Source organism: Streptomyces sp. H27-C3 (assembly GCF_030063415.1).
Lineage (GTDB): Bacteria > Actinomycetota > Actinomycetes > Streptomycetales > Streptomycetaceae > Streptomyces.
This window is the reverse complement of sequence record NZ_JASITA010000027.1, coordinates 86,355-111,933: the sequence shown is the minus strand read 5'-3', so window position 1 is coordinate 111,933 and position 25,579 is coordinate 86,355. Positions and strand designations below refer to the sequence as shown.

The 25,579-nt window shown below is 69.7% G+C and carries 15 protein-coding genes, 1 tRNA gene and 1 rRNA gene; 13 read left to right on the top strand and 4 right to left on the bottom strand.

The features are described from left to right. Positions 1 to 3 precede the first annotated feature (3 nt). The 3 genes from rrf to QMK30_RS25175 all read left to right on the top strand — a co-directional run bounded on the left by rrf (position 4) and on the right by QMK30_RS25175 (position 1,083). Positions 4 to 120: ribosomal RNA gene (rrf, locus tag QMK30_RS25185) — 5S ribosomal RNA — on the top strand. Positions 121 to 218: 98 nt separating this feature from the next. Then, positions 219 to 899 (top strand): DegT/DnrJ/EryC1/StrS family aminotransferase, encoded by a 681-nt coding sequence (locus QMK30_RS25180; protein WP_283520591.1) that lies wholly within the window; start codon positions 219 to 221, stop codon positions 897 to 899. Positions 900 to 1,010: 111 nt separating this feature from the next. Then, a tRNA-Thr gene (locus QMK30_RS25175) sits at positions 1,011 to 1,083 on the top strand. A 62-nt stretch (positions 1,084 to 1,145) separates the two neighbouring features. On the opposite strand, the gene QMK30_RS25170 is transcribed toward QMK30_RS25175, so the two are convergent. Then, positions 1,146 to 3,809, bottom strand: coding sequence for a SpoIIE family protein phosphatase (locus QMK30_RS25170; protein ID WP_283520590.1), 2,664 nt, complete (start codon positions 3,807 to 3,809; stop codon positions 1,146 to 1,148). Positions 3,810 to 4,085: 276 nt separating this feature from the next. Here QMK30_RS25170 and QMK30_RS25165 point away from each other — a divergent pair, with 276 nt between their 5' ends. The 10 genes from QMK30_RS25165 to QMK30_RS25120 all read left to right on the top strand — a co-directional run bounded on the left by QMK30_RS25165 (position 4,086) and on the right by QMK30_RS25120 (position 18,918). Continuing rightward, positions 4,086 to 9,578: a HAMP domain-containing protein gene (locus QMK30_RS25165; protein ID WP_502963219.1), complete on the top strand. Its 5,493-nt coding sequence runs from the start codon at positions 4,086 to 4,088 to the stop codon at positions 9,576 to 9,578. A gap of 244 nt (positions 9,579 to 9,822) precedes the next feature. Further along, positions 9,823 to 10,509 (top strand): response regulator, encoded by a 687-nt coding sequence (locus QMK30_RS25160; protein ID WP_283520588.1) that lies wholly within the window; start codon positions 9,823 to 9,825, stop codon positions 10,507 to 10,509. Between the two features lie 237 nt (positions 10,510 to 10,746). Further along, a complete protein-coding gene (locus QMK30_RS25155) occupies positions 10,747 to 13,524 on the top strand; it encodes a DNA translocase FtsK (protein WP_283520587.1) in 2,778 nt (925 codons plus the stop codon). A 190-nt stretch (positions 13,525 to 13,714) separates the two neighbouring features. Beyond that, the gene (locus QMK30_RS25150) at positions 13,715 to 14,518 is read left to right on the top strand and encodes a helix-turn-helix domain-containing protein (RefSeq protein ID WP_283520586.1); all 804 of its coding nucleotides are present in this window, start codon (positions 13,715 to 13,717) and stop codon (positions 14,516 to 14,518) included. A gap of 122 nt (positions 14,519 to 14,640) precedes the next feature. Then, entirely contained in the window at positions 14,641 to 16,119 is a 1,479-nt protein-coding gene (rimO, locus tag QMK30_RS25145) for a 30S ribosomal protein S12 methylthiotransferase RimO (RefSeq protein WP_283520585.1), read from the top strand. Further along, entirely contained in the window at positions 16,116 to 16,820 is a 705-nt protein-coding gene (gene pgsA, locus QMK30_RS25140; protein WP_283520584.1) for a CDP-diacylglycerol--glycerol-3-phosphate 3-phosphatidyltransferase, read from the top strand. The genes rimO and pgsA overlap by 4 nt, the downstream gene beginning before the upstream one ends. Next, complete coding sequence (locus QMK30_RS25135) at positions 16,817 to 17,350, top strand: CinA family protein (protein WP_283520583.1); 534 nt, start codon at positions 16,817 to 16,819, stop codon at positions 17,348 to 17,350. Before pgsA ends, QMK30_RS25135 begins: the two co-directional genes overlap by 4 nt. A gap of 109 nt (positions 17,351 to 17,459) precedes the next feature. Next, complete coding sequence (locus tag QMK30_RS25130; RefSeq protein WP_283520582.1) at positions 17,460 to 17,837, top strand: helix-turn-helix domain-containing protein; 378 nt, start codon at positions 17,460 to 17,462, stop codon at positions 17,835 to 17,837. A 207-nt stretch (positions 17,838 to 18,044) separates the two neighbouring features. Then, positions 18,045 to 18,515: a Dps family protein gene (locus QMK30_RS25125; protein ID WP_283520581.1), complete on the top strand. Its 471-nt coding sequence runs from the start codon at positions 18,045 to 18,047 to the stop codon at positions 18,513 to 18,515. A gap of 97 nt (positions 18,516 to 18,612) precedes the next feature. Continuing rightward, a complete protein-coding gene (locus QMK30_RS25120) occupies positions 18,613 to 18,918 on the top strand; it encodes a hypothetical protein (protein WP_502963218.1) in 306 nt (101 codons plus the stop codon). On the opposite strand, the gene QMK30_RS25115 is transcribed toward QMK30_RS25120, so the two are convergent. From QMK30_RS25115 to QMK30_RS25105, 3 genes are all read right to left on the bottom strand, one after another. After that, positions 18,866 to 19,630, bottom strand: a complete 765-nt coding sequence (locus QMK30_RS25115) for an SDR family NAD(P)-dependent oxidoreductase (protein ID WP_283520580.1) — start codon at positions 19,628 to 19,630, stop codon at positions 18,866 to 18,868. The two genes, QMK30_RS25120 and QMK30_RS25115, sit on opposite strands and share 53 nt — an antisense overlap. Before the next feature lie 58 nt (positions 19,631 to 19,688). Next, positions 19,689 to 20,483 carry an Fpg/Nei family DNA glycosylase gene (locus QMK30_RS25110; RefSeq protein WP_283520579.1) on the bottom strand — a complete coding sequence of 265 codons (795 nt, stop codon included), beginning with the start codon at positions 20,481 to 20,483 and terminating at the stop codon, positions 19,689 to 19,691. A 400-nt stretch (positions 20,484 to 20,883) separates the two neighbouring features. Further along, on the bottom strand, positions 20,884 to 25,518 hold the full coding sequence (locus QMK30_RS25105) for an ATP-dependent helicase (RefSeq protein WP_283520578.1): 4,635 nt from the start codon (positions 25,516 to 25,518) through the stop codon (positions 20,884 to 20,886). Positions 25,519 to 25,579: the final 61 nt, after the last annotated feature.

Here is a 25,579-nt window from a genome sequence, read left to right as displayed (position 1 = left end):
TGTTTCGGTGGTCATAGCGTTAGGGAAACGCCCGGTTACATTTCGAACCCGGAAGCTAAGCCTTTCAGCGCCGATGGTACTGCAGGGGGGACCCTGTGGGAGAGTAGGACGCCGCCGAACAATTATTCAACGCTGGTCCCAGAACTTCGGTTCTGGGACCAGCGTTTTTTTATGCCCTGTCACTTGCTGTTCACGTTGTGCGACCACGATTCCGAGGTATGGGGACGATCGGAATGCTGAAGTCCGCGGGTGTCGGTGCCGGCGACGAGGTCATCGTGTCGGCTTATGGGAACGTCGAGGTGACAGAGGCGGTGCTCGCCGTGCGGGCACTGCCGGTGTTCGTGGACATCGACCCGGACAGCTACTGTCTGGATGCGGGGGCCGCTGCTGCCGCCGTGACGTCGCGCACAGCGGCTGTTGTGGTCGTACCTCGATTCGGCTGTCCGGCAGACCTGGGATGGCTTCAGGAGCTGGGGCGCCGGCATGGGCTCCTGGTGTCGGAGCGCCCCGATGCGCCCGGCGTCGAGGGGAGCGCGTTGGTACAACGGCGGGCCCAGGCCGCGTACTTCGACGAGCGGCTGACCGGAGTGCGGACTCCGGTGGCTCGCGCAGGGCACACGTATCAGCGGTACGTCGTGCGGGTCCCCGGCAATGGGCGGCCCGACCGTGACGCGTTCGCGCGTGCTGTGCGGCGCAAGGGTGTGGACTGCCAGGTGCCCGTGAAGACGCCCGTGCACCGGCTGCCGGGATTTCGGCAGGAGGTCTGTCTGCCCGAGACCGAACGCGCCGCGGACGAGACTCTGGCGCTGCCGGTCGGCGGCGGGCTCTCGCGGCGTGACCTCCAGCGCGTCGTGTCGGCGTGCAACGCGCTCGGGGGACTTCTTCAGCCCGCCTTCTGAGGGCTCTGCCCGGCATGGTGGCCGGGGCGGAGGGGGCGGTCCGGAGGAACGGGCGGTTTCGAAACGCGCGCAAACTCGGGTATGATCTATCCCGTTGCCACAGAGCAACAGGCCCCAATAGCTCAGTCGGTAGAGCGTCTCCATGGTAAGGAGAAGGTCTACGGTTCGATTCCGTATTGGGGCTCACAACGAAAGGCCCCCGCCTGTTGGCGGGGGCCTTTCGCGTACCCGTCGGCCCCGGGGGGCTTACTGGGCGTGCAGTTCGGGGACCCGCATGGCGAGGATGGCCATGTCGTCGGAGGCCGGTTCAGCGGCGAAGCGCTCGACGGCGCGCAGGATGCGGGCGGCCACCGCGCCGGCCGTCAGGCCCGTGCAGGTCGCCAGGACATCGGCCAGGCCGTCGTCGCCGAGCATGCGGGTGCCCTCACGGCGCTCGGTGACGCCGTCGGTGACGCACAGGAGCACGTCGCCGGGGTCCAGGGTGACAGTCTGCTCGTACAGCTCCAGGTCTTCCATGACGCCCAGCAGCGGCTGCGGTTCGGCGGCGGCCTCGACCGAGCCGTCCTGGCGCAGGCGCAGCGGCAGCGGGTGACCCGCGCAGACGATCTTGAGGATGGAGCTGCCGTCCTCCTGGGGCCACAACTCCCCGTACAGAAGCGTCAGGAAGCGGCTGCGGGCTCCCTCGTCGAGGATCGCCGCGTTGAGGCGCTCCAGGACGGCAGGACCGGAGAAGCCCTCGCGGGCGAGCAGGCGCAGTGCGTGGCGGGCGAGGCCGGTGACGGCTGCCGCCTCCGGGCCCGTACCGCAGACGTCGCCGATGGCGAAGCCGTACGCCCCGTCGCGGATCGGGAAGAGGTCGTAGAAGTCGCCGCCGACCTCATTGCCCTCGCCCGCCGCGCGGTAGATGACCTCGACCTCGACGTTCGGGACGTGCGGCAGTTCGGGCGGCAGCAGGCTGCGCTGGAGGGACTGGCTGATGGCCATGCGTTCGGAGTACAGGCGCGCGTTGTCGAGGGCGAGCGCGGCACGGCGGGAGAGGTCCTCGGCGAGCTCCAGGATCTCCTGGCGGAAGTGGTCGTCGGTGGGCTTGCCGAGGGTGAGCATGCCGATGACGCGGTTGCGGGCGACCAGTGGCAGGACGACGGTCTCGCCGCCGACCGCGGCCGCGGTGGCGAGCGTGGTGCCGATGCCCGAGCCGAGCTGTGGGGTGGAGCCCAGGCCGAGACTGCGCATGGACGTACGGAGCGCGGATTGGTGGGCCGCTTCGCTCGGGGCGGTCCAGATGCGGGCGCCCGGCGTCGGTACCGGATCCGGCGGGGCGATCTTGGACAGCAGGGCCTTGAGCCCGTCGATGCGTTCCTCGTCCTCGTGGAGCACATAGGAGAGATACGGCTCGGAGGACTGGTCGGCGATGGTGTAGACGGCGCACCAGGTGGCGAGCGTGGGCACCGTCATCTGGGCCATCAGCGCGAGGGTCTGGTCGCGGTCGAGGGTGCCTGCGAGGAGGTCGGAAGCCTCGACGAGGAACGAGAGCGAACCGCGGCGCAGTCGCTCCAGCTCGCCCAGTCGCGCGGACTCGACGGCCAGCGCGATGCGGTCGGCCGCGAACTGCAGGCGCAGCGCCTCCTCGTTGGAGTAGCGGCCGGCCGCCTCGGCGGCGACGCCGAGGGACCCGGTGAGGCGGCCCTCGACCTTGAGGGGGACGGTGACGACGGAGCGCATGCCGGTGCCGTTGAGGAGCGGTACGGCGCCGGGGACGGCCGTGAGGTCCTCGTGGACGGCGGGCATCCTGGCGGAGCCGTAGCGGCCGGTACCGGCCTCCACGGGGACGCGGGCGAAGCGCTGGCGGGCGGAGGGCAGGCCGGTGGTGGCCCGTACCTCCAGCTCCGTCTCGTCGTCGGTGGCGAGCAGCAGGAACGCGGAGTCGGCGTCGAGCATGTCGCGGGCGCGCTCCACGGTCCGCTGGAGCAGGCCGTCGAGGTCGTCGGGGGCGGGTGAGCCGATGAAGACCTCGAAGGGGTCCGCCGCACGGCTGTCCGTGAGCCCGCCGCCTGGGGTGTCCGTGGGGGTGCGCTGGGGGGACTGGATGACGGCGCGCTCCGCGTCGCGCACCAGCAGACAGACCGTGGACGGCTCGCCGTTCACGTCCCGGACCCGCAGATGGGACGCGTAGACGGCGATGACGCGGCCGTCGGAGCTGCGGATGCCGTAACTGCCCTCCCAGCGGGACAGCTGGAGGGCGTCGGCGATGCCGGTGGCGATGCCGGGGGTGTGCGGCCAGGCGGCGAAGTCGGTGAGCTGCTTGCCGGTGACCTGCTCGGCGTCGTAACCGAAGAGCTCGTCCGCGTCCTCGTTCCAGGCGCGGATGGCGCCGGCGCGGTCGATCTGGACGACGGCGACGCGCACCCGGCCGTCGGCGACCGGGAGCAGCTCGACGGGGAGCACGGGGCCGGCGGAGCGTATACCCACGGGGCGGTCTGGGAGGTCGAGTTGGAACCAGACCTGCTTGGTGCTGGGCGCGTACTCGACGCCCCAGCGGGAGGCGAGGGCGGCGCAGAGCAGGAGGCCGCGGCCGCCTTCGCGGTCGGGGCTGCCGAAGTGCTGGGGGGTCCCCTGGAGGGGCACCTCGCGCTCGGGGTAGCGGTCGGCCACCTCGACGCGTACGCCGTCTTCCGTACGCAGACAGAGCACGTCGGCGGTGGTGCCCGCGTGCACCACCGCGTTGGTGACCAGCTCGCTGGTCAGAACGACCGCGTCGTCCACGATGTCGGAATAGCCCCACCCCTGAAGGGTGTCCCGCACAAAAGCACGGGCGGTCGCGACCGACCGCCCGACAGGGTCGAAGCTGGCAGCGGCCCGCGCGGTGATCACAACACTCCTCGTTCGTGTCTCGACGCCCGGTTCTGCCATGGTCGGCCCGCCCCTCCGGTGCCCGGTGGTGGATCTCACGTCACCGCCCCCGCCGGGCGGACCGGGGCGGCTGGACAGCCGGATGCCAGGTTACTTACCTTCGCAGTCCGTGCGGATGCCGGTCACCAGTGTTTCCGCCCTCAAGGTGCGGGGAGGGTGTGCGAAGCTGCCGAACTGTTATGGCCGGGTTCGGCCAGGGTGAAACACTGGGAAAGCTTCGGGAGAAGCCCGGTGCGTAAGCCGGTGAGTACGGTCGACCCCTGCGGGAGGGACACGGTGGAGTCTGGCGCAGCCGCGCGGAGCACAACTACGCGCGCAAAAGGCGGACGGTCCCGGAGCAATGGGACAACCGAAGTGGACACAGCGGCCCTGAATAGGCTGCTGGCGGCACTGGTGACGATGAGAGACGGCAACTTCCGTAAGCGCCTGACGGTGTCGGGCGACGGGGTGATGTCCGAAATTGCGGCCGTTTTCAACGAGGTCGCCGACCGGAATTTGCATCTGACCGGTGAGATCGCCCGGGTGCGTCGCATGGTCGGGCGTGAGGGAAAACTGGCCGAACGGCTGGAAACAGGCGCCTGTGAAGGCTCTTGGGCCACCGCGATCGATGCCTCGAACGAGTTGGTCGACGATCTCGTACGACCGGTTTCCGAGGTCGGACGGGTGCTTTCGGCGGTCGCCGACGGCGATCTGGACCAGCGGATGGAACTGCGCTCGCAGGTCGCCGAGGGCTCCGGGCACCCGCTGCGCGGAGAGTTCCTGAAGGTCGGACGCACGGTCAACAATCTCGTCGACCAGCTCTCCGCTTTCACCGACGAGGTCACCCGAGTCGCCCTGGAAGTGGGTACCGAGGGCAAGCTGGGCGGTCAGGCCCAGGTCCGCGGAATGTCCGGTTCGTGGAAAGATCTCACGGATTCGGTCAACACCATGGCGTACCGGCTCACGGCTCAGGTGCGTGACATTGCTCTCGTCACAACGGCGGTCGCCAAGGGTGATCTGTCACGCAAGGTCACCGTGCATGTGGCCGGCGAGATGCTTCAGCTGAAGAACACCGTCAACACGATGGTCGACCAGCTCTCCTCCTTCTCGTCCGAGGTCACCCGCGTCGCACGCGAGGTCGGTACCGAGGGCGAACTGGGCGGGCAGGCCCAGGTGCCCGGTGTGGCCGGCGTGTGGAAGGACCTCACCGACTCCGTCAACCTCATGGCCGGAAACCTGACGGCGCAGGTGCGCGGGATCGCCGAGGTGACCACGGCGGTCGCCAACGGCGATCTCTCGCGGAAGGTGACGGTGAGCGCCCGGGGCGAGGTCGCCCAGCTCGCCGAGACCATGAACCAGATGACCGAGACGCTGCGTACGTTCGCGGACGAGGTCACACGAGTCGCGAGCGAGGTCGGCGGCGAGGGTCTGCTCGGCGGTCAGGCGCAGGTGCCGGGCGCGGCGGGGACCTGGAAGGACCTCACCGACTCGGTGAACACCGTCTTCCGCAACCTCACCACGCAGGTGCGGGACATCGCGCAGGTGACGACGGCGGTCGCCAACGGCGACATGTCGCAGAAGGTCACCGTCGATGTCGCGGGCGAGATGCTGGAGTTGAAGAACACTGTCAACACGATGGTGGACCAGCTCCAGTCCTTCGGCTCCGAGGTCACCAGGGTGGCGCGCGAGGTCGGTGTCGAGGGTCTGCTCGGCGGTCAGGCGCAGGTGGCGGGCGCGGCGGGGACCTGGAAGGACCTCACCGACTCGGTGAACACGGCCTTCCGCAACCTCACCGGTCAGGTGCGCAACATCGCGCAGGTGACGACGGCGGTCGCCAACGGCGATCTGTCGCAGAAGGTCACCGTGGATGTCTCCGGCGAGATGCTGGAACTGAAGAACACCGTGAACACGATGGTGGACCAGCTGTCTTCGTTCGCCGACCAGGTGACGCGCATGGCGCGTGACGTGGGAACGGAGGGCCGCCTCGGCGGCCAGGCCCGGGTGGACGGCGTCAGCGGCACCTGGAAGGAACTGACCGACTCCGTCAACTTCATGGCGGGGAATCTGACTTCGCAGGTGCGTCAGATCGCTCAGGTGACGACGGCGGTCGCCCGTGGTGACCTGTCGCAGAAGATCGACGTGGATGCGCGCGGCGAGATCCTGGAGCTCAAGAACACCATCAACACGATGGTCGATCAGCTGTCCTCGTTCGCCGACCAGGTGACGCGGGTGGCCCGGGGTGTGGGGACGGACGGCCGCCTCGGCGGTCAGGCGCAGGTGCCCGGCGTCGCCGGTGTGTGGCGTGATCTGACCGATTCGGTGAACGGCATGGCCGGGAATCTGACCGCTCAGGTCCGTAACATCGCGCAGGTCGCGACGGCGGTCGCCCGTGGTGACCTGTCGCAGAAGATCGACGTGGATGCGCGCGGCGAGATCCTGGAGCTCAAGAACACCCTCAATACGATGGTCGACCAGCTGTCGAACTTCGCGGAGCAGGTGACCCGGGTGGCCCGCGAGGTGGGCACCGAGGGCATGCTCGGCGGCCAGGCGGAGGTCCAGGGTGTCAGTGGCACCTGGAAGGATCTGACCCAGTCCGTCAACTTCATGGCGAACAACCTGACTTCGCAGGTGCGCAACATCGCCGAGGTGACGACGGCGGTCGCCAAGGGCGATCTGTCGAAGAAGATCACCGTTGATGCCAAGGGCGAGATCCTGGAGCTGGTGACGACCGTCAACACGATGGTCGACCAGCTGTCGTCGTTCGCCGACGAGGTGACCAGGGTCGCGCGCGAGGTGGGTACCGAGGGCATCCTCGGCGGCCAGGCACGGGTGCGTGGGGTCACCGGCATCTGGAAGGACCTCAGCGACAACGTCAACCTGATGGCGAACAACCTGACCTCTCAGGTGCGCAACATCTCGCAGGTCTCGGCGGCGGTCGCCAACGGAGACCTGACGAAGAAGGTGACGGTCGAGGCGCGCGGCGAGGTCGCGCAGCTCGCAGACACGGTCAACACCATGGTGACGACGCTGTCCTCGTTCGCCGACGAGGTCACCCGAGTGGCCCGCGAGGTGGGTACCGAGGGCGAACTCGGCGGCCAGGCGCGCGTTCCCGGCGTGTCCGGTACGTGGAAGGACCTCACCGAGTCGGTGAACTCGATGGCGTCCAACCTCACCGGCCAGGTGCGCCAGATCGCCATGGTCACCACCGCCATCGCCAAGGGCGACCTGACCAAGAAGATCGACATCGATGCGCGCGGCGAGATCCTGGAGCTGAAGACGACCATCAACACGATGGTCGACCAGCTGTCGTCGTTCGCCGAGCAGGTGACGCGAGTCGCCCGCGAGGTGGGTACGGACGGTCAGTTGGGCGGCCAGGCTCGGGTGCGTGACGTGGACGGCACCTGGCGCGACCTGACCGAGTCGGTGAACGAGATGGCGGGCAACCTGACCCGTCAGGTGCGCGCGATCGCCGCCGTGGCCACCGCGGTGACCCGCGGCGATCTCAATCTGAAGATCGACGTCGACGCGGCGGGCGAGATCCAGGTCCTGCAGGACAACATCAACACGATGATCGCCAACCTGCGCGACACCACCCTGGCCAACAAGGAACAGGACTGGCTCAAGGGCAACCTGGCGCGGATCTCCGGCCTGATGCAGGGCCGCCGCGACCTCGACGACGTGGCCTCGCTGATCATGAGCGAGCTCACCCCGGTCGTCTCGGCGCAGCACGGGGCGTTCTTCCTGGCGCTGAGCAGGCAGGTGGCCGCCGAGGTCGGCGCCGACGCGGACAGCGCGTACGAACTGCGCATGCGCGGCAGTTACGGCTACTCGTCGGGCTCCATGCCGACCTCCTTCAAGCCGGGCGAGACACTCATCGGCACCGCCGCCGAGGAGAAGCGGACCATCCTGGTGGACAACGTGCCGCCGGGCTATCTCAAGATCTCCTCCGGCCTCGGCGAGTCCCCGCCCGCGCATGTGATCGTGCTGCCGGTGCTCTTCGAGGGGAAGGTCCTCGGCGTGATCGAGCTGGCGTCCTTCCAGCCCTTCACCCAGATCCAGAAGGACTTCCTGAACCAGATCGCCGAGATGATCGCGACGAGCGTCAACACGATCAGCGTCAACTCGAAGACCGAAGTGCTGCTGGAGCAGTCCCAGGAGCTGACGGAGCAGTTGCGTGAGCGCTCGGAGGAGCTCGAGAGCCGGCAGCGGGCGCTCCAGGTGTCCAACGCCGAACTGGAGGACAAGGCCGAGCTGCTGGCGCAGCAGAACCGCGACATCGAGGTGAAGAACACCGAGATCGAAGAGGCCCGGCAGGTACTTGAGGAGCGCGCCGAGCAGCTCGCGGTGTCGATGCGCTACAAGTCCGAGTTCCTGGCGAACATGTCGCACGAGCTGCGGACGCCGCTCAACTCGCTGCTCATCCTGGCGAAGTTGCTCGCAGACAACGCCGAGGGGAATCTCTCCCCGAAGCAGGTGGAGTTCGCCGAAACGATCCACGGAGCCGGTTCCGACCTGCTTCAGCTGATCAACGACATCCTCGACCTGTCGAAGGTCGAGGCGGGCAAGATGGACGTCAGCCCGACCCGGATCGCGCTGGTCCAGCTCGTCGACTATGTCGAGGCGTCGTTCCGGCCGCTCACCGCGGAGAAGGGCCTGGACTTCTCCGTCCGTGTCTCTCCTGAGCTGCCCGCGACGCTGCACACCGACGAGCAGCGGCTGTTGCAGGTTCTGCGCAACCTGCTGGCCAACGCGGTGAAGTTCACCGACACGGGCGCCGTCGAGCTGGTCATCAGGCCGGCCAGCGCCGATGTGCCCAACGCGATCCGTGAGCAGCTCCTGGAGGCCGGCTCGCTGCGCGACGCGGACGCTGATCTCATCGCCTTCTCGGTGACCGACACCGGCATCGGTATCGCGGCGAGCAAGATGGGGGTGATCTTCGAGGCGTTCAAGCAGGCCGACGGGACGACCAGCAGGAAGTACGGCGGTACGGGTCTGGGGCTGTCCATCAGCCGGGAGATCGCTCGGCTGCTGGGTGGCGAGATCCACGCGTCCAGCGAGCCGGGCCGCGGCTCCACCTTCACGCTGTATCTGCCGCTGCACCCGAGTGAACTACCTCCGCAGGGCTACCCGCAGCTCGCGCCCGGTGGTCTGGAGCCGCTGCGCGGGAGCGCCACCGAGGACGGTTCGCTGGTGGAGGCCCTTCCGCCGGTCGACCCGGACTCCCGGTCCGGCTCCTCGCAGCCCGGTTCCCCAGGGCTGTTCAGGCGCCGCCGCAAGGCGCTGGGCGGCGCCGGGCGACTGCCCGCGCTGTCGGCGGGCAAGTCGGCGGCGGCGCCCGCGGAGCAGCCGTCACAGGAGCCCTGGGAGCTGATGAGCCAGTCGACGACGCCCGAGCCGCGTCGCGGCATCCAGTTCAACCATGAGAAAGTGCTGATCGTCGACGACGACATCCGCAATGTCTTCGCGCTCACCAGCGTGCTGGAGCAGCACGGCTTGTCCGTGCTGTACGCGGAGAACGGTCGTGAGGGCATCGAAGTCCTTGAACAGCACGACGATGTGACGGTCGTGCTGATGGATATCATGATGCCGGAGATGGACGGTTATGCGACGACCACGGCGATCCGTAGGATGCCTCAGTTCGCGGGCTTGCCGATCATCGCGCTGACCGCCAAGGCGATGAAGGGCGACCGGGAGAAGGCCATCGAGGCCGGTGCTTCCGACTACGTCACGAAGCCGGTCGATCCCGATCATTTGCTGTCGGTGATGGACCAGTGGATGCGTGGGGAGTGATCGTTGGTTGTATGAAAGCGAGCTGGTTGCTGACTGACTGTGGCCGGAGGCGTGTGAGGGCGCGATATTCGGGGAACCTTCTGGTCTCCCACCGCGTTTCTGCTACGTGCACGGTGACATAGCGGTGACTGGGTGTGGCGACAGGCGGGGTGCGGCTAGCATGACCGGCACAAGGATGGGTGACGCAAGAGAGTCGTCCCCTGGGGAGGCGCCCGGTGCGGTGCCGGGACGAGGAGGACGGGCCATGGTGCAGAAGGCCAAGATCCTCCTGGTCGATGACCGGCCGGAGAATCTGTTGGCGCTGGAGGCCATTCTCTCTGCGCTCGATCAGACACTGGTACGGGCATCGTCAGGGGAGGAAGCGCTCAAGGCGCTGTTGACGGACGACTTCGCGGTTATTCTGCTGGACGTTCAGATGCCGGGCATGGACGGTTTTGAAACCGCGGCCCACATCAAGCGGCGAGAGCGGACCCGGGACATCCCGATCATCTTTCTCACCGCCATCAACCACGGCCCGCACCACACCTTCCGGGGTTACGCGGCTGGCGCGGTGGACTACATCTCCAAGCCCTTCGACCCGTGGGTGCTGCGCGCCAAGGTCTCGGTGTTCGTCGAGCTGTATATGAAGAACTGCCAACTGCGGGAGCAGGCCGCGCTGCTGCGCCTTCAGCTGGAAGGCAGCAGCCAGGCGGGCGGCGCGGGCGACGTCAAGGAGCCTGCCGGTCTCCTGGCCGAACTCTCTGCGCGGCTCGCGGCCGTTGAGGAGCAGGCCGAAGCGCTCTCCAAGCAGCTCGACGACGACTCGGCCGACGCGGCCGCCGTCGCGACCGCGGCTCACCTGGAGCGCAAGCTGACGGGTCTGCGCCGGGCGCTCGACGCGCTCGAACCGGGCGCCGGCGGCAATGCGCCCCCGCTGTCCGCGCGGAACTGACGCACGGAAACGACAAGCAGGACCCACGCCCGGGATCGACACCGGGAATCGGCGGTCGGTGCCGGTGCGCAGGACTGATGCCCGGGACCGGGCAACCTGCCCCGGTGCACGCCCTGTCGCCCGCTTGAGGAAGTGTCAGCGCTGGCGTCAGTTCCGGGCCTCTCGTGGCACGACACGATCGGGTGAAGCAGTAGGCACACGTGTCCGCCGGGGTCCGCACAGGTAACCTCTAGCACCATGGCCTCACGTACGTCCGGCAAGGGCTCCCAGGGCACGGCGGGCACCGCGAAGCCTCGCGCCGGCCGTACAACTGGCGCCGCGAAGAAGGCAGCGCCCGCCAATAAGATCGCGCCCGCGAAAAAAGCGCCCGCGAGGAAGGCCCCCGCCAAGAAGGCGGTGGCCAGGCCCGCCCCCAAGGCCGCACCGTCCCCCACCGGGGGTGTGTACCGGCTGGTGTGCGCCGTCTGGCTGGGCATGGCGCACGGCGTGGGCGCGATGTTCCGCGGAATAGGGCGGGGCGCGAAGGGGCTCGACCCGGCGCACCGCAAGGACGGCCTGGCGCTGCTGCTGCTCGGTCTCGCGCTGATCGTCGCGGCGGGAACCTGGTCCCAGCTCCGCGGCCCGGTCGGCGACCTCGTCGAGATGCTGGTGACCGGCGCCTTCGGCCGGCTCGACCTCCTGGTGCCGATACTGCTGGGCGTCATCGGCGTGAGGGTGATCCTCTATCCCGAGAAGCCCGAGGCCAACGGCCGGATCGTGATCGGGCTCTCCGCGCTTGTCGTCGGCGTGCTCGGTCAGGTCCACATCGCGTGCGGCTCACCGGGCCGCGCCGACGGCACCGAGGCGATGCAGGACGCGGGCGGGCTGATCGGCTGGGCCGCCTCCATGCCGCTGATCTTCACCATGGGCGAGGTCCTCGCAGTACCGCTGCTTCTGCTGCTCACTCTTTTTGGGCTGCTGGTCGTCACCGCGACGCCGGTCAACGCGATCCCGCAGCGGCTGCGGCTCCTCGGCGTAAAGCTCCGGATCATAGAGCCGCTGCCGGGCGAGGACGAGACCGAGGACGACGAGCGCTATGACGAGCAGTGGCGCGAGGCGCTTCCCGAGAGCCCGCGCCGTCGGTCCGCGCGCCGGAGTGAAGCGCCCGAGGTGTACGACGCGGAGCAGGCCGAGGAGGAGGCGCTCACGCGCCGCCGCCGGCCCCGCAGAGCCTCCGTGCAGTCCGCTTCCGCGCGACCCATGGACGCCGTGGACGTGGCGGCGGCCGCCGCTGCGGCGCTCGACGGCGCCGTGCTGAACGGGCTGCCGCCCTCGCCGCTGGTGGCGGATCTGACGCAAGGGGTGTCCACCGAGCGCCCCGCCGCCGTGCCCGGCGCGCGGGAATCGGCGGGAGAGCCCGAGGCGACACCCACGCCCGCACCCGCGGCCGACGCAGGCCCGCCCGCCCGTCCGCAGGTGGCGGACCGGACGAAGGCGCGTCCCGACGAGTCCCAGTCCCAGCCGCTGCCGCCCCGGGCCGAGCAGCTCCGGCTGGCCGGTGACATCGCCTACTCCCTGCCCTCGCTCGACCTGCTGGAGCGCGGCGGGCCCGGCAAGACGCGCAGCGCCGCCAACGACATCGTCGTCGCCTCACTGACCACCGTCTTCACGGAGTTCAAGGTAGACGCCGCAGTCACCGGATTCACCCGGGGGCCGACGGTGACGCGGTACGAGGTGGAGCTCGGCCCGGCCGTGAAGGTCGAGCGCATCACGGCGCTGGCCAAGAACATCGCGTACGCCGTCGCCAGTCCCGACGTACGCATCATCAGTCCCATCCCCGGCAAGTCCGCCGTCGGTATCGAGATCCCCAACACCGACCGCGAGATGGTCAAGCTCGGCGACGTGCTGCGGCTGGCGGACGCGGCCGAGGACGACCATCCGATGCTGGTCGCGCTCGGCAAGGACGTCGAGGGCGGCTATGTGATGGCCAACCTCGCGAAGATGCCGCACGTGCTGGTCGCGGGTGCCACCGGCTCCGGAAAGTCGTCCTGCATCAACTGCCTGATCACCTCGGTGATGGTCCGGGCGACCCCGGAGGACGTCCGGATGGTGCTGGTCGACCCCAAGCGGGTCGAGCTCACCGCGTACGAGGGCATCCCGCACCTGATCACCCCGATCATCACCAACCCCAAGCGTGCGGCCGAGGCGCTCCAGTGGGTCGTGCGGGAGATGGACCTGCGCTACGACGACCTCGCGGCGTACGGCTACCGGCACATCGACGACTTCAATCAGGCCGTGCGGAACGGGAAGATCAAGTCGCCCGAGGGCAGTGAGCGGGAGCTGACGCCGTATCCGTATCTGCTGGTGATCGTCGACGAGCTCGCGGACCTCATGATGGTCGCGCCGCGCGATGTGGAGGATTCCATCGTCCGCATCACCCAGTTGGCCCGAGCCGCCGGCATCCACTTGGTGCTCGCCACGCAGCGCCCGTCCGTGGACGTCGTCACGGGCCTGATCAAGGCCAATGTGCCCTCCCGGCTCGCCTTCGCGACCTCGTCGCTGGCGGACAGCCGGGTCATCCTCGACCAGCCGGGCGCCGAGAAGCTGATCGGCAAGGGCGACGGTCTTTTCCTGCCGATGGGTGCGAACAAGCCGACCCGTATGCAGGGCGCGTTCGTGACCGAGGACGAGGTCGCGCTGATCGTTCAGCACTGCAAGGACCAGATGGCTCCGGTCTTCCGGGAAGACGTCGTGGTCGGGACCGCGAAGAAGAAGGAAATTGACGAGGACATCGGCGATGACCTGGACCTTCTGTGCCAGGCGGTCGAGCTTGTCGTCTCCACGCAGTTCGGCTCGACTTCGATGCTTCAGCGAAAACTGCGTGTCGGTTTCGCGAAGGCGGGCAGGCTCATGGACCTGATGGAGTCACGGAACATCGTCGGCCCCAGCGAGGGGTCGAAGGCGCGCGATGTCAACCTGAAACCGGACGAACTGGATGGCATGCTCGCCGAGATCCGGGGCGAGTCTCACCCGTAAGAGATCGCCGAGCAACCGTTTCTCTTGTTCGTACGTCAAGTTGAGGGGAGGGGAGCGGCAAATGGTCCCGCCATCGGGCTGTCAGACGATTCTGATGGCGTACAAAGACCGCCCTCCCGGTTGCCCCTCTCTTTCATACCCCCCCTAGACTGAACATCCAGCAGGTGGCTCACGCTCGAAAGGCGCCCCCGTGTCTATCGGCAACTCTCCCGAAGACGACCGGCCTTCGATCGGTCGTGCCATCCAGCAGGCTCGTATCGCCGCAGGTCTGACGGTCGACGAGGTCAGTTCGTCGACCCGCGTCCGCATTCCGATCGTGCACGCGATCGAGCAGGACGACTTCAGCCGCTGCGGCGGCGATGTGTACGCGCGCGGACACATCCGCACGCTGGCGCGGGCCGTCGACCTGGACCCGGCAGAACTGATCGCTCAGTACGACGACGCCCACGGCGGGCGCCCCTCGCCGACGCCCGCGGCACCGATGTTCGAAGCGGAACGGATCCGTCCCGAGCGGCGTCGCCCCAACTGGACCGCGGCCATGGTCGCCGCGATCGTCGCGGTGGTGGGCTTCGTCGGCTTCACGCTCTTCAGCGGTGGAGACGAGGGCAACGGCCCGGCGAATGTGGCCGAGGGGTCCACGTCCGGCACCAAGCCGACCACCAAGCCCAGCCCCAGCAAGCCTGCCGACCCCAAGCCCAACCCTTCGGACAGTGCCATCGCTGCGGCCCCGCAGGACAAGGTCACGGTCAAGCTGACCGCGAAGGACGGCAAGAGCTGGATCTCCGCGAAGGACCACAACGGACGGCTGCTCTTCGACGGGCTGCTGCTCCAGGGCCAGTCCAAGACCTTCACGGACAAGGAAAAGATCGACCTCGTCCTGGGTGACGCCGGAGCGATGGACCTCTTCGTGAACGGCAAGGACGTCAAGGACGAATTCCAGCCCGGACAGGTCGAGCGGCTGACCTACACGAAGGGCGACCCGGAGGTCGGCTGACCCGCCGGCCAGGGGCCTGTGCCCGGTACCGCACCGGGTGCGGAGCCGGGCGTGGGCCGGGTCGTGGGCCCTGCCAGCCCTCGCGGCGGGGGCGCGCGTCGGGACAAAGTAGGCTGGAGCCCATGTCCGAACGCCGCACCGTCGCCCTTGTCACTCTTGGCTGCGCCCGTAACGAGGTGGACTCGGAGGAGCTGGCAGGCCGCTTGGCAGCGGACGGCTGGCAACTTGTCGAGAACGCCTCGGACGCGGATGTCGCCGTCGTCAACACCTGCGGATTCGTCGAGGCCGCCAAGAAGGACTCCGTCGACGCCCTGCTGGAAGCCAATGATCTGAAGGGTCATGGCAAGACCCAGGCCGTCGTCGCCGTCGGCTGCATGGCCGAGCGGTACGGCAAGGAGCTCGCGGAATCGCTGCCTGAGGCCGACGCCGTGTTGGGCTTCGACGACTACGCCGACATCTCCGACCGCCTTCAGACCATTCTCAACGGAGGCGTGCACGCCTCCCACACCCCGCGAGACCGGCGCAAGCTGCTGCCCATCAGCCCCGCCGACCGGCAGGGCGCAGCCGATGTGGCGCTGCCCGGACACGCGCAGGACACGCCGCCCGAGGACCTTCCGGAGGGTGTCGCACCGGCCTCCGGTCCGCGGGCGCCGCTGCGGATCCGGCTCGGCAAGAGCCCCGTCGCCTCCGTGAAGCTCGCCTCCGGCTGTGACCGTCGCTGCTCCTTCTGCGCCATCCCCTCGTTCCGCGGCTCATTCATCTCCCGGCGCCCCTCCGACGTACTGGGAGAGACGCGCTGGCTGGCCGAGCAGGGCGTGAAGGAGGTCATGCTGGTCTCCGAGAACAACACGTCGTACGGCAAGGACCTCGGCGACATCCGGCTCCTGGAGACGCTGCTGCCGGAGCTGGCGGAGGTCGACGGCATCGAGCGCGTGCGGGTGAGCTACCTGCAGCCCGCCGAGATGCGGCCCGGACTGATCGACGTCCTGACCTCTACGCCCAAGATCGCGCCGTACTTCGACCTGTCCTTCCAGCACTCGTCGGCCGGTGTGCTGCGCTCGATGCGGCGCTTCGGCGACACCGACAGCTTCCTGCAGCTGCTGGAGACAATCCGCGCCAAGGCGCCGCAGGCGGGCGTGCGGTCCAACTTCATCGTTGGCTTCCCCGGCGAGAGCGAGGCAGACCTGGCGGAGCTGGAGCGCTTCCTGACGGGCGCACGGCTCGACGCGATCGGCGTCTTCGGGTACTCCGACGAGGACGGCACCGAGGCGGTCACGTACGACAAGAAGCTCGACGCCGATGTCATCGCGGAGCGGCTGGCGCACATCTCTCGGCTCGCCGAGGAGCTGACCTCGCAGCGGGCCGAGGAGCGGCTCGGTGAGACGCTCGAGGTGCTCGTCGAGTCGGTGGGCTCCGACGAGGACGACGAGGCCGCGGTGGGCCGGGCGGCGCACCAGGCGCCCGAGACGGACGGCCAAGTGATCTTCACGACAGGCCAGGGGCTGACCGTCGGTCGTATGGTCGAGGCAAAGGTGGTCGGCACCGAGGGCGTGGACCTGGTGGCCGAACCGCTCGGATGTCATGAGGAGGCGGGCAGATGACCGGAGTCCCGGCGTCCGCGGCGGGTGGGACCGCCAGGTCCGCGTCCGGCGCCGGCAAGCTGGGCGCTGTGGCCGTCGATCAGGCCAGCTTGTGGAACATCGCCAATATTCTGACCATGGTGCGGCTGCTGCTTGTGCCCGGGTTTGTCTTGTTGCTTTTCCACCATGGTGGCTATGACCCGGCCTGGCGGTCGTTCGCGTGGGCGGCCTTCGCCGTCGCCATGATCACGGATCTGTTCGACGGTCATCTGGCTCGTAGGTACAACCTCGTCACCGACTTCGGGAAGATCGCCGACCCGATCGCCGACAAGGCGATCATGGGCGCGGCGCTGATCTGTCTGTCGGCTCTCGGGGATCTGCCGTGGTGGGTGACCGCGGTGATTCTCTTCCGGGAGATCGGCATCACCCTGATGCGCTTCTGGGTGATCAGGCACGCCGTGATTCCGGCCAGCCGCGGCGGCAAGATGAAGACGCTGATCCAGGGCATCGCGGTCGGGATGTATGTGCTGGCGCTGACCGGCCCGCTCGCCTCGCTCCGGTTCTGGGTGATGGCGGCGGCGGTCGTGCTGACCGTGGTGACCGGCCTCGACTATGTGCGGCAAGCGGTGCTGCTGCGCCGGGCCGGCCTCGCGGCGGAGCGGGCGGCCGTACGGGCCGCCGTGGAGTCCGCGGGTTCGTCCTCGTCGGAGCCGACCCGGTGACCGAAGTCCGGCGGGCGGCAGTCGGCGTGCCGGCGCAGGTGCTTGAGCTGTTGGCGGAGCGCGGTGAGACGCTCGCCGTCGCCGAATCGCTGACCGGAGGCATGGTGGCCGCCGAGCTGACCGACGTGCCCGGGGCCTCACGGGTCTTCCGTGGATCTGTGACGGCGTACGCGACCGAGCTGAAGCGGGACGTTCTGGGCGTCGATGGAGCGCTTCTGGCGCAGCGCGGGGCCGTGGACCCTGAGGTCGCGCGGCAGATGGCGGCAGGCGTGCGGCGGGTGCTCGGGGCCAACTGGGGGATCGCGACGACGGGTGTCGCGGGGCCCGACGAGCAGGACGGGCAGGCCGTCGGCACGGTGTTCGTGGCGGTCGAGGGGCCCGGCGGAACCGGGAAAGTCGCCGCGTTGCGGTTGAACGGGGACCGAGCGGTAATCCGTATGGAGAGTGTACGGAGCGTGCTGACCCTGCTCTCCGGCGAACTGATCGAGAACGCGCGGGCACAGGATACGGAACAGAACGGGGGGAATTGATGTTTGCAGCCCTGAGTGAACACGACATCGCTCCCCGCACGGCCGCGGCGCGAGGCGGTACGGTGGGGCGTGAAGGATGCGGTTACGCGGTCCGAGGAGGGAGCCACCGATGATTCTGCTCCGTCGCCTGCTTGGTGACGTGCTGCGTCGGCAGCGCCAGCGCCAGGGCCGTACTCTGCGCGAAGTCTCCTCTTCCGCCCGAGTCTCGCTCGGCTATCTTTCCGAGGTGGAGAGGGGGCAGAAGGAGGCTTCCTCTGAGCTGCTCTCTGCGATTTGCGACGCGCTTGATGTACGGATGTCCGAGCTCATGCGTGAAGTGAGCGATGAACTGTCGCTCGCTGAACTGGCGGCGTCGGCAGCGGCGAGCGAGCCGGTGCCGGTGCGTACGATGTTCAATTCTGTTTCCGTGGCTTCGGTGGCCGGTGTGCCGTCGAAGCGGGTGACGATCAAGGCACCTGCGGAAGCGGTGGACGTGGTTGCCGCCTGACTCCGGTGTGAGTCCGGCCTGAGTTCGTGGCGCAGCCCCGGTTGGTCCTGAGGGACCGGCCGGGGTTCTTTCATGTCCCCACTCATGCGCGCTCTGGTTCGGACGCCCTGGTCCGGGCCGGTTTCCTCGCACCCAAGCGTGACCCTTTTGGGGTATATATGCCATGGTGGTGTGAAGTGTGGAAATCGGTTCCTGAGGAGGAAGCGGATGTCTGTAGTGAAGAGCACCCTGCCCGAGGCTGACCTCAAGGTGGTCGGCGAGGCGCTCCAGGGTGCGCTTGTGGACCTGGTCGATCTCTCCCTGGTGGCCAAGCAGGTCCACTGGAACGTGGTCGGACCGCGCTTTCGCTCCGTACATCTGCAGCTGGACGACGTGGTCGTCACGGCGCGGCAGCACTCCGACACGGTGGCCGAGCGATCCTCCGCGATCGGCGTCAATCCTGACGGGCGCTCCACGACGGTTTCGGAAGCGACCGCGATCCGTGAGGTGCCGGCCGGGTGGGTCAAGGACGTCGACGCCGTACGGATTCTTGTGGACGCGCTCGGCGTGGTGATCGGCCGGATGCGCGAGCGGATCACGGCCACCGGTGACCCGGACCCGATCACTCAGGATCTCCTCATCGGGCTGACCGCGGAGCTCGAGAAGCACGCGTGGATGTTCCAGGCAGAGAGCGCGTAGGGCGCGTGGCGGGGGTGCGCGCGCCGGATGTGCTTCCGGTGCGCCCTCCCGCCGGGTGATCGCACCCGGTTAGCGTCGGCCGCCGGAGGAGGCAGCCATGGCATGGCGTGACTTCTGGGGGCGTGGGGGATCTGAGAGGCGCGAGGGGTGTGTGTGGCGTGGGTCGGCGGTTCGGCGCGGGCCGTTGCTCGTCCTGGCGCTGCTGCTGGGCGCGCTGTGGTGGTGGGCCGTGCTCCGGCTGGCGCTGCTGCCGGAGCGGACCGGGGCCATTGAGGATGCGGTGGCCGCCGGCGGCTGGGGGCTGAGCCTGCTGCCGGTGCATGTGATTTCCGCGGCCTCGGCCGGGGTGACTACCAGGGCATCACGACGCCGCCGTTCGGGCGCAGGATCTGACCCGTCGTGAAGCCGGACGCGTCGGACGCGAGGTGCAGGATCGCGTGCGCGACATCCTCGGGCGCGCCCACGCGGCCGAGCGGGGACGCGCGGACCATCATGGACTCAATCCGGTGCTGGAGTTCCGCGTTGTGGCGTTCCGTCATGGGGGTGCGGATCCAGCCCGGGGCGACGGCGTTGACGCGGATGCCATGAGGGCCCAGTTCGGTGGCGAGTGTCTTGGTGAGCTGGATCACGGCGGCCTTCGCCGCGCTGTAGCAGAGCAGGCCGACGCTCGCGGAATCCACGGCGCCCGAGGCCATGGTGATGATGCTGCCCGCGGTCTTGGTGGCGATCATGGCGCGGGCCGCTTCCTGGCAGGCGTACAGAACGCCCTTGAAATTGACCGCCAGCACCCGGTCCAGATCCTCGTCGAGGGTCTCCAGCACCGTGCTGCTGTGCATGATTCCGGCGACGGCCGCGAGGATGTCCAGGCGTCCGGCCCGGGAGACCGCCTCGGCCAGCTGGGCGCGGTCCGTGACGTCGAGAGGGTGGGCATGCGCGGCGCCGCCCGCCTTGGTGATCAGGGCGGTGGTCTCGCGCAGTCCGTCCTCGTCGCGGTCCGCGCAGTGGACGGTCGCGCCGGCCTCCGCGATGAGCAGGGCGCCGGCGCGGCCTATACCGCTCGCGGCGCCGGTGACGAGTGCGGTGCGGCCGGTGAGGTCGTACGCCTTGAGGGGCATGCGGGGACGGTACGACCGAGTCTGATGGGTCGTCAACTGTGCTGTTCGGGCAAGGGGGTTACGGGGTCGGGCCCGATTGGCAGCGGGGGCACCAGTAGGTGGGGCGGGCGCGGCTGCCGTCGCCCTGCTCGGCGAGGCGCACGGAGGTGCCGCAGCGCAGGCAGGGGCGGCCCTCGCGGCCGTACACGTAGAGGGGTGGGGTGAGGGTGCGCAGGGTGGTGCGGCGTCGGCCCGGGTGGTCACGGTTCGCTTCGAGGAGGAGCTTGGCGGCGGCGACGAGGCGCTCGGGGGCGGGGAGTTCGCCGATGGGCAGCCAGGGGGTCACCCGGGCGATGAAGCAGAGTTCCGACTTGTAGACATTGCCGATGCCCGCGAGATTCCGCTGGTCCAGCAGCGCCTCGCCGAGGGGACGATCGGGGGCGGTGAGGAGACGCCGCAGGGCTTCGGCGGCGTTCCAGTCGGGACCCAGGAGATCGGGGCCGAGGTGGCCGACGGCCTGTTCCTCGTCCTGGGTACGGAGGAGCTCCAGGACGGGCAGGCGATAGCCGACGGCCGTGTGGTCGGCGGTGCCGAGGATGGCGCGGATCTGGTGGGCCGGGCCGCCGCGCCAGCGCTCGCCCGGAGCGTAGATCTTCCAGGCGCCGTCCATGCGGAGGTGCGAGTGCAGGGTCAGGTCGCCCTCGACGCGGGCGAGGAGGTGCTTGCCGCGCGGGGTGACGTCCAGCACGGTGCGGCCGGTCAGGTCGGCGGTGGCGAACCTGGGGACCCGGAGGTCGGAGCGGGTGAGGGTGTGGCCGGCGAGGGCGGAGTGCAGGCGGTGGGCGGCCTGCCAGACGGTGTCTCCTTCGGGCATGGGGTCCATCATGCGCGGGGTAGGGCGCGGGGCGCCTCCGGTGGGAGGGGAGCAGTGGTGGGGTGTCGGTGCGGGAGGAGCGGAGGGGGGTGGGGCGGGCGTGGGCTCTGTGGGGACGGTGGGGTGTGGGGCGGGCGTGGGCTCTGTGGGGACGGTGGGGTGTGAGGCCGGCGTGGGCTCTGTGGGGGCGAAGGGGCGGAGATGTGTGGGGCGTGGGCTTGGTGGGGCCGGTGCGGGTGTGGGTGGACGTGGTGGGGGCGCTGGGGGGGGGAAGCGGCGGACGTGGGCTTGGTGGGGGCGAACGGGCGGAGCGGTGTGGGGTGGCGTTGCGGTGTGTTGGGCGCGGCTGGGCTTTGTGGGGGTGCTCTCGCGGAAGTCCGGGTGTCGGCGCGGGTGGTGGTCAGGCGCGGAGGCGGAGGCCTCTGGGGGTGGCGTGGAAGCCCGCCGCTTCCAGGGTTTGGCCCAGGGGCGAGGTCAGGGCGGGGGAGCCGTTGGTGCGCTCCACCGTGATGGTGCCCAGGGCGCCACCACGGGCCGCCGTCGCGAGAGCTTCCGCCGCCGAGGCGAGGCGCGGGTCCGGGGCCGAGGGATCGTCCGGGGTGGCGGGCCAGGCCAGCAGGGTCTTGCCGCCGCGCTCCATGTAGAGGGTCAGTTCACCGTCGACGAGGACGACCAGGGATCCCGCTTTGCGGCCGGGCCTGTGGCCCGCTCCGGCGGGGGGCTCGGGCCAGGGCAGGGCCGCGCCGTACGCATTGGCCGGGTCGGCCGCGGCGAGGAGCACCGCGCGACCGGTGTGCTCCGCGTCCCCGCGGTCGCGGGCGGTGGCCGCCGCCCGCAGGCGGTCGACCGCGCCGTCCATCGAGAACTGGGCGGCGCCCAGTCCCTCCACGACATAACCGCGCCGCGCCTGCCCGCTGTCCTCGAAGGCTGCGAGGATCCGGTACGTCGCGGAGAAGCCGCCCTCGACTCCTTCGGCGGCGACCGCGCCCCGCGTGACCACGCCGTGTCGGTCCAGCAGGGTGCGAGCCAGGGCGTGCGCGCGGTGGGTGGGGTCCGGCTCTTTGGCCGGGAGCAGTGACCAGCGGCCGGACGCGGTGGGCGGGCCGGTGCGCGACGCGGTGCGGGCGGAGGCCGTCAGCGTGCCGTAGCGCCCGCGCGGCACGGTGCGTTTCGCCCGGTGCGCGGTGGAGCCGGCGGTGCGCCCGGAGCCGAGGAGGGAGCGCAGCGGCGCGAGGGTGTCGTTGGTGAGCCGGCCCGACCAGGCCAGGTCCCAGACGGCGTCGGCCAGTTGGGGATCGGTGCAGTCGGGATGGGTGGTGGCGCGGATCTGGTCGGCGATCTGGCGGAAGAACAGACCGTAGCCGCCGGAGAGTGTCGTGAGAACGGATTCGTGGAGCGCGGTCAGCTCAAGAGGGTGGGGCTGGGGGAGGAGCAGGGGGGCCGCGTCGGCGAGATAGAGGGAGATCCAGCCGTCCTTGCCCGGCAGGGCTCCCGACCCGGCCCACAGGACCTCACCGGTGGTGGTCAGCTCGTCGAGCATCGCGGGCGTGTAGCCCGCGACGCGGGACGGCAGAACCAGCTTTTCGAGCGCGGAGGCGGGGACCGGGGCGCCCTGCAGCTGCTCGACGGCGCGCACCAGCCCGTCGATGCCCCGCAGGCTGCTGCTCCCCAGGTGCTGCCACTGCGGGAGGAACGTCGCGAGCGCCGAGGGCGGGACCGGCTCCAGCTCGTGGCGCAGCGCGGCCAGGGAACGGCGCCGCAGCCGCCGCAGCACTGTGGTGTCGCACCACTCCTGGCCGATCCCGGCGGGGTGGAACTCGCCCTGTACGACCCGGTTGTTCGCGGCGAGACGCTGCAGGGTGCCGTCCGTGACCGCGGGCCCCAGGCCGAACCTGGCCGCCGCGGCGGCGGACGTGAAGGGCCCATGGGTGCGGGCGTAGCGGGACAGGAGGTCGCCGAGGGGGTCCTTGACCGGCTCGGTGAAGGCCTCAGGTACGCCGACGGGCAGCGCGGTGCCGAGCGCGTCGCGCAGGCGGCCCGCGTCCTCGATGGCCGCCCAGTGGTCCGCCCCGGCGATCCGGACGCGGATCGACCGGCGTGCGGATGACAGCTCGTCGGCCCACCGGGGCTCGGCGCCGCGCGCGACGAGCTCGGTGTCCGTCAGGGGCCCCAGCACGCGCAGCAGGTCCGCGACGCCCTCCATGTCCTTGATCCGGCGGTCCTCGGTGAGCCACTGGAGCTCCTGCTCCAGCTCGGTCAGGACCTCGGCGTCGAGCAGCTCCCGCAGCTCCGCCTGGCCGAGAAGCTCGGAGAGAAGCTTGGAGTCGAGAGAGAGCGCGGCGGCCCGGCGCTCGGCGAGGGGCGAGTCGCCCTCGTACAGGAACTGGGCGACGTATCCGAAGAGGAGGGAGCGGGCGAAGGGGGACGGCTCGGTGGTGGTGACCTCGACGAGCCTGACCCGCCGGGATTCGATGTCACCCATCAGCTCGGTCAGGCCGGGAACGTCGAAGACGTCCTGGAGGCATTCGCGCACGGCTTCGAGGACGATCGGGAACGAACCGAACTCCGATGCGACCTGGAGCAGTTGGGACGCACGTTGACGCTGTTGCCACAGAGGTGTGCGCTTGCCGGGGCTGCGGCGGGGCAACAGCAGCGCGCGGGCGGCGCACTCGCGGAAACGGGCGGCGAACAGCGCGGAGCCGCCGACCTGGTCGGTGACGATCTGGGTGACCTCGCCCTTGTCGAAGGCGATGTCGGATGCGCCCACCGGGGCCTGTTCGCTGTCGAACTCCGCGCGCTGGCGCGTCGGTTCCTCGTCGAGCAGGTCGAAGCCCATCAGGTCCGCGTCGGGCAGGCGCAGCACGATGCCGTCGTCGGCATGCATGACCTGGGCATCCATGCCGTACCGCTCGGCCAGGCGGGAGCCGAGCGCCAGCGCCCAGGGGGCGTGCACCTGGGCGCCGAAGGGGGAGTGGATGACGACGCGCCAGTCGCCCAGCTCGTCGCGGAACCGCTCGACGACGATGGTGCGGTCGTCCGGAACGTGCCCCGCTGCCCGTCGCTGCTCGTCCAGGTAGGAGAGCACATTGTCGGTGGCCCAGACGTCGAGCCCGGCGGCCGTCAGGCGCTCCCTGGCGGCCTCCGGGGTGACCGAGCCGATCTCACGGAGGAACGCGCCGAGCGCGCGGCCCAGTTCGAGGGGGCGGCCCAGCTGGTCGCCTTTCCAGAACGGCAGCCGGCCCGGCACACCGGGCGCGGGAGAGACCAGCACCCGGTCGCGGGTGATGTCCTCGATGCGCCAGGACGTGGTGCCCAGGGTGAAGACGTCACCGACCCGGGACTCGTAGACCATTTCCTCGTCGAGCTCACCGACGCGGCCGCCTCCCTTCTTCGGGTCCGCTCCCGCGAGAAAGACGCCGAAGAGGCCGCGGTCGGGGATGGTGCCGCCGGAGGTGACGGCGAGGCGCTGCGCACCGGGGCGGCCCGTGACCGTACCGGCGATGCGGTCCCACACGACGCGGGGGCGCAGCTCCGCGAAGGCGTCGGACGGGTAGCGCCCCGCGAGCATGTCCAGGACGGCCGTGAAGGCGGAATCGGGGAGCGAGGCGAAGGGGGCCGCGCGGCGGAAGAGGGCCAGCAGGTCGTCGGCCTGCCAGGTGTCGAGGGCGACCATGGCGACGAGCTGCTGCGCGAGGACGTCCAGAGGGTTGCCCGGGATGCGCAGGGCTTCGATGGAGCCGCTGCGCATGCGCTCGGCGACGACGGCCGACTGCACCAGGTCGCCCCGGTACTTGGGGAAGACAACGCCCGTGGAGACCGCGCCGACCTGGTGGCCCGCGCGGCCGACGCGCTGCAGACCCGAGGCGACGGACGGTGGTGACTCGACCTGGACGACAAGATCGACCGCGCCCATGTCGATGCCCAGCTCCAGGCTGGAGGTGGCGACGACCGCGGGCAGCCGGCCGGCCTTGAGGTCCTCCTCGACGAGAGCGCGCTGCTCCTTGGAGACCGAGCCGTGGTGCGCGCGGGCGAGTAGCGGCGGTGCGCCCTTGGCGGCGCCCGACTCGGCCATGATCTCGGCGGGGGAGTGCGCGTCGGGCATGGGCTCGCCGGTGGCGCGCTCGTACGCGATTTCGTTGAGCCGGTTGCACAGTCGCTCCGCGAGGCGCCGTGAGTTGGCGAAGACGATCGTGGAGCGGTGCGCTTGGACGAGATCGGCGATGCGCTCCTCCACATGGGGCCAGATCGACGGCTTGTCACCCGCGTCGTCCTCCTTGGCCGGGGCGCCGCCCAGCTCGCCCAGGTCCTCGACGGGCACGACCACCGACAGGTCGAACTTCTTGCCCGACGGCGGCTGGACGATCTCCACCTTGCGCTGCGGCGAGAGGAAGCGGGCCACCTCGTCGACCGGCCGGACCGTCGCCGACAGGCCGATCCGGCGGGCCGGCCTCGGCAGCAGTTCGTCCAGCCGCTCCAGGGACACGGCGAGATGCGCGCCGCGCTTGGTGCCCGCGACGGCGTGCACCTCGTCGAGGATCACTGTCTCGATGCCGGACAGGGCGTCACGGGCGGCGGAGGTGAGCATGAGGAACAGCGACTCGGGTGTGGTGATGAGGATGTCCGGCGGTTTGGTGGCCAGGGACCGCCGCTCGGCGGGCGGGGTGTCGCCGGAGCGGATGCCGACACGGATCTCGGGCTCCGGCAGACCATGACGCAGCGACTCCTGGCGGATGCCTGTGAGCGGGCTGCGCAGATTGCGCTCGACGTCGACCGCGAGGGCCTTGAGCGGCGATACGTACAGCACCCGGCAGCGCTTTTTCGGATCGGCGGGCGGGGGTGTGGACGCCAGGTCGTCGAGGGCGGCGAGGAAGGCGGCCAGGGTCTTGCCGGAGCCGGTCGGGGCCACGACCAGGACGTCGGAGCCCTCGGAGATGGCCCGCCAGGCGCCCTCCTGCGCCGCGGTGGGCGCGTTGAAGGCGCCCGCGAACCAGCCGCGGGTCGCGGGGGAGAAGGAGTCGAGCGCGGTCCTGACCATGTCCCCATCGTGCACTGGGCCACTGACATCGGGCGTCCGGAACATGGACGCGCAGGTCAGC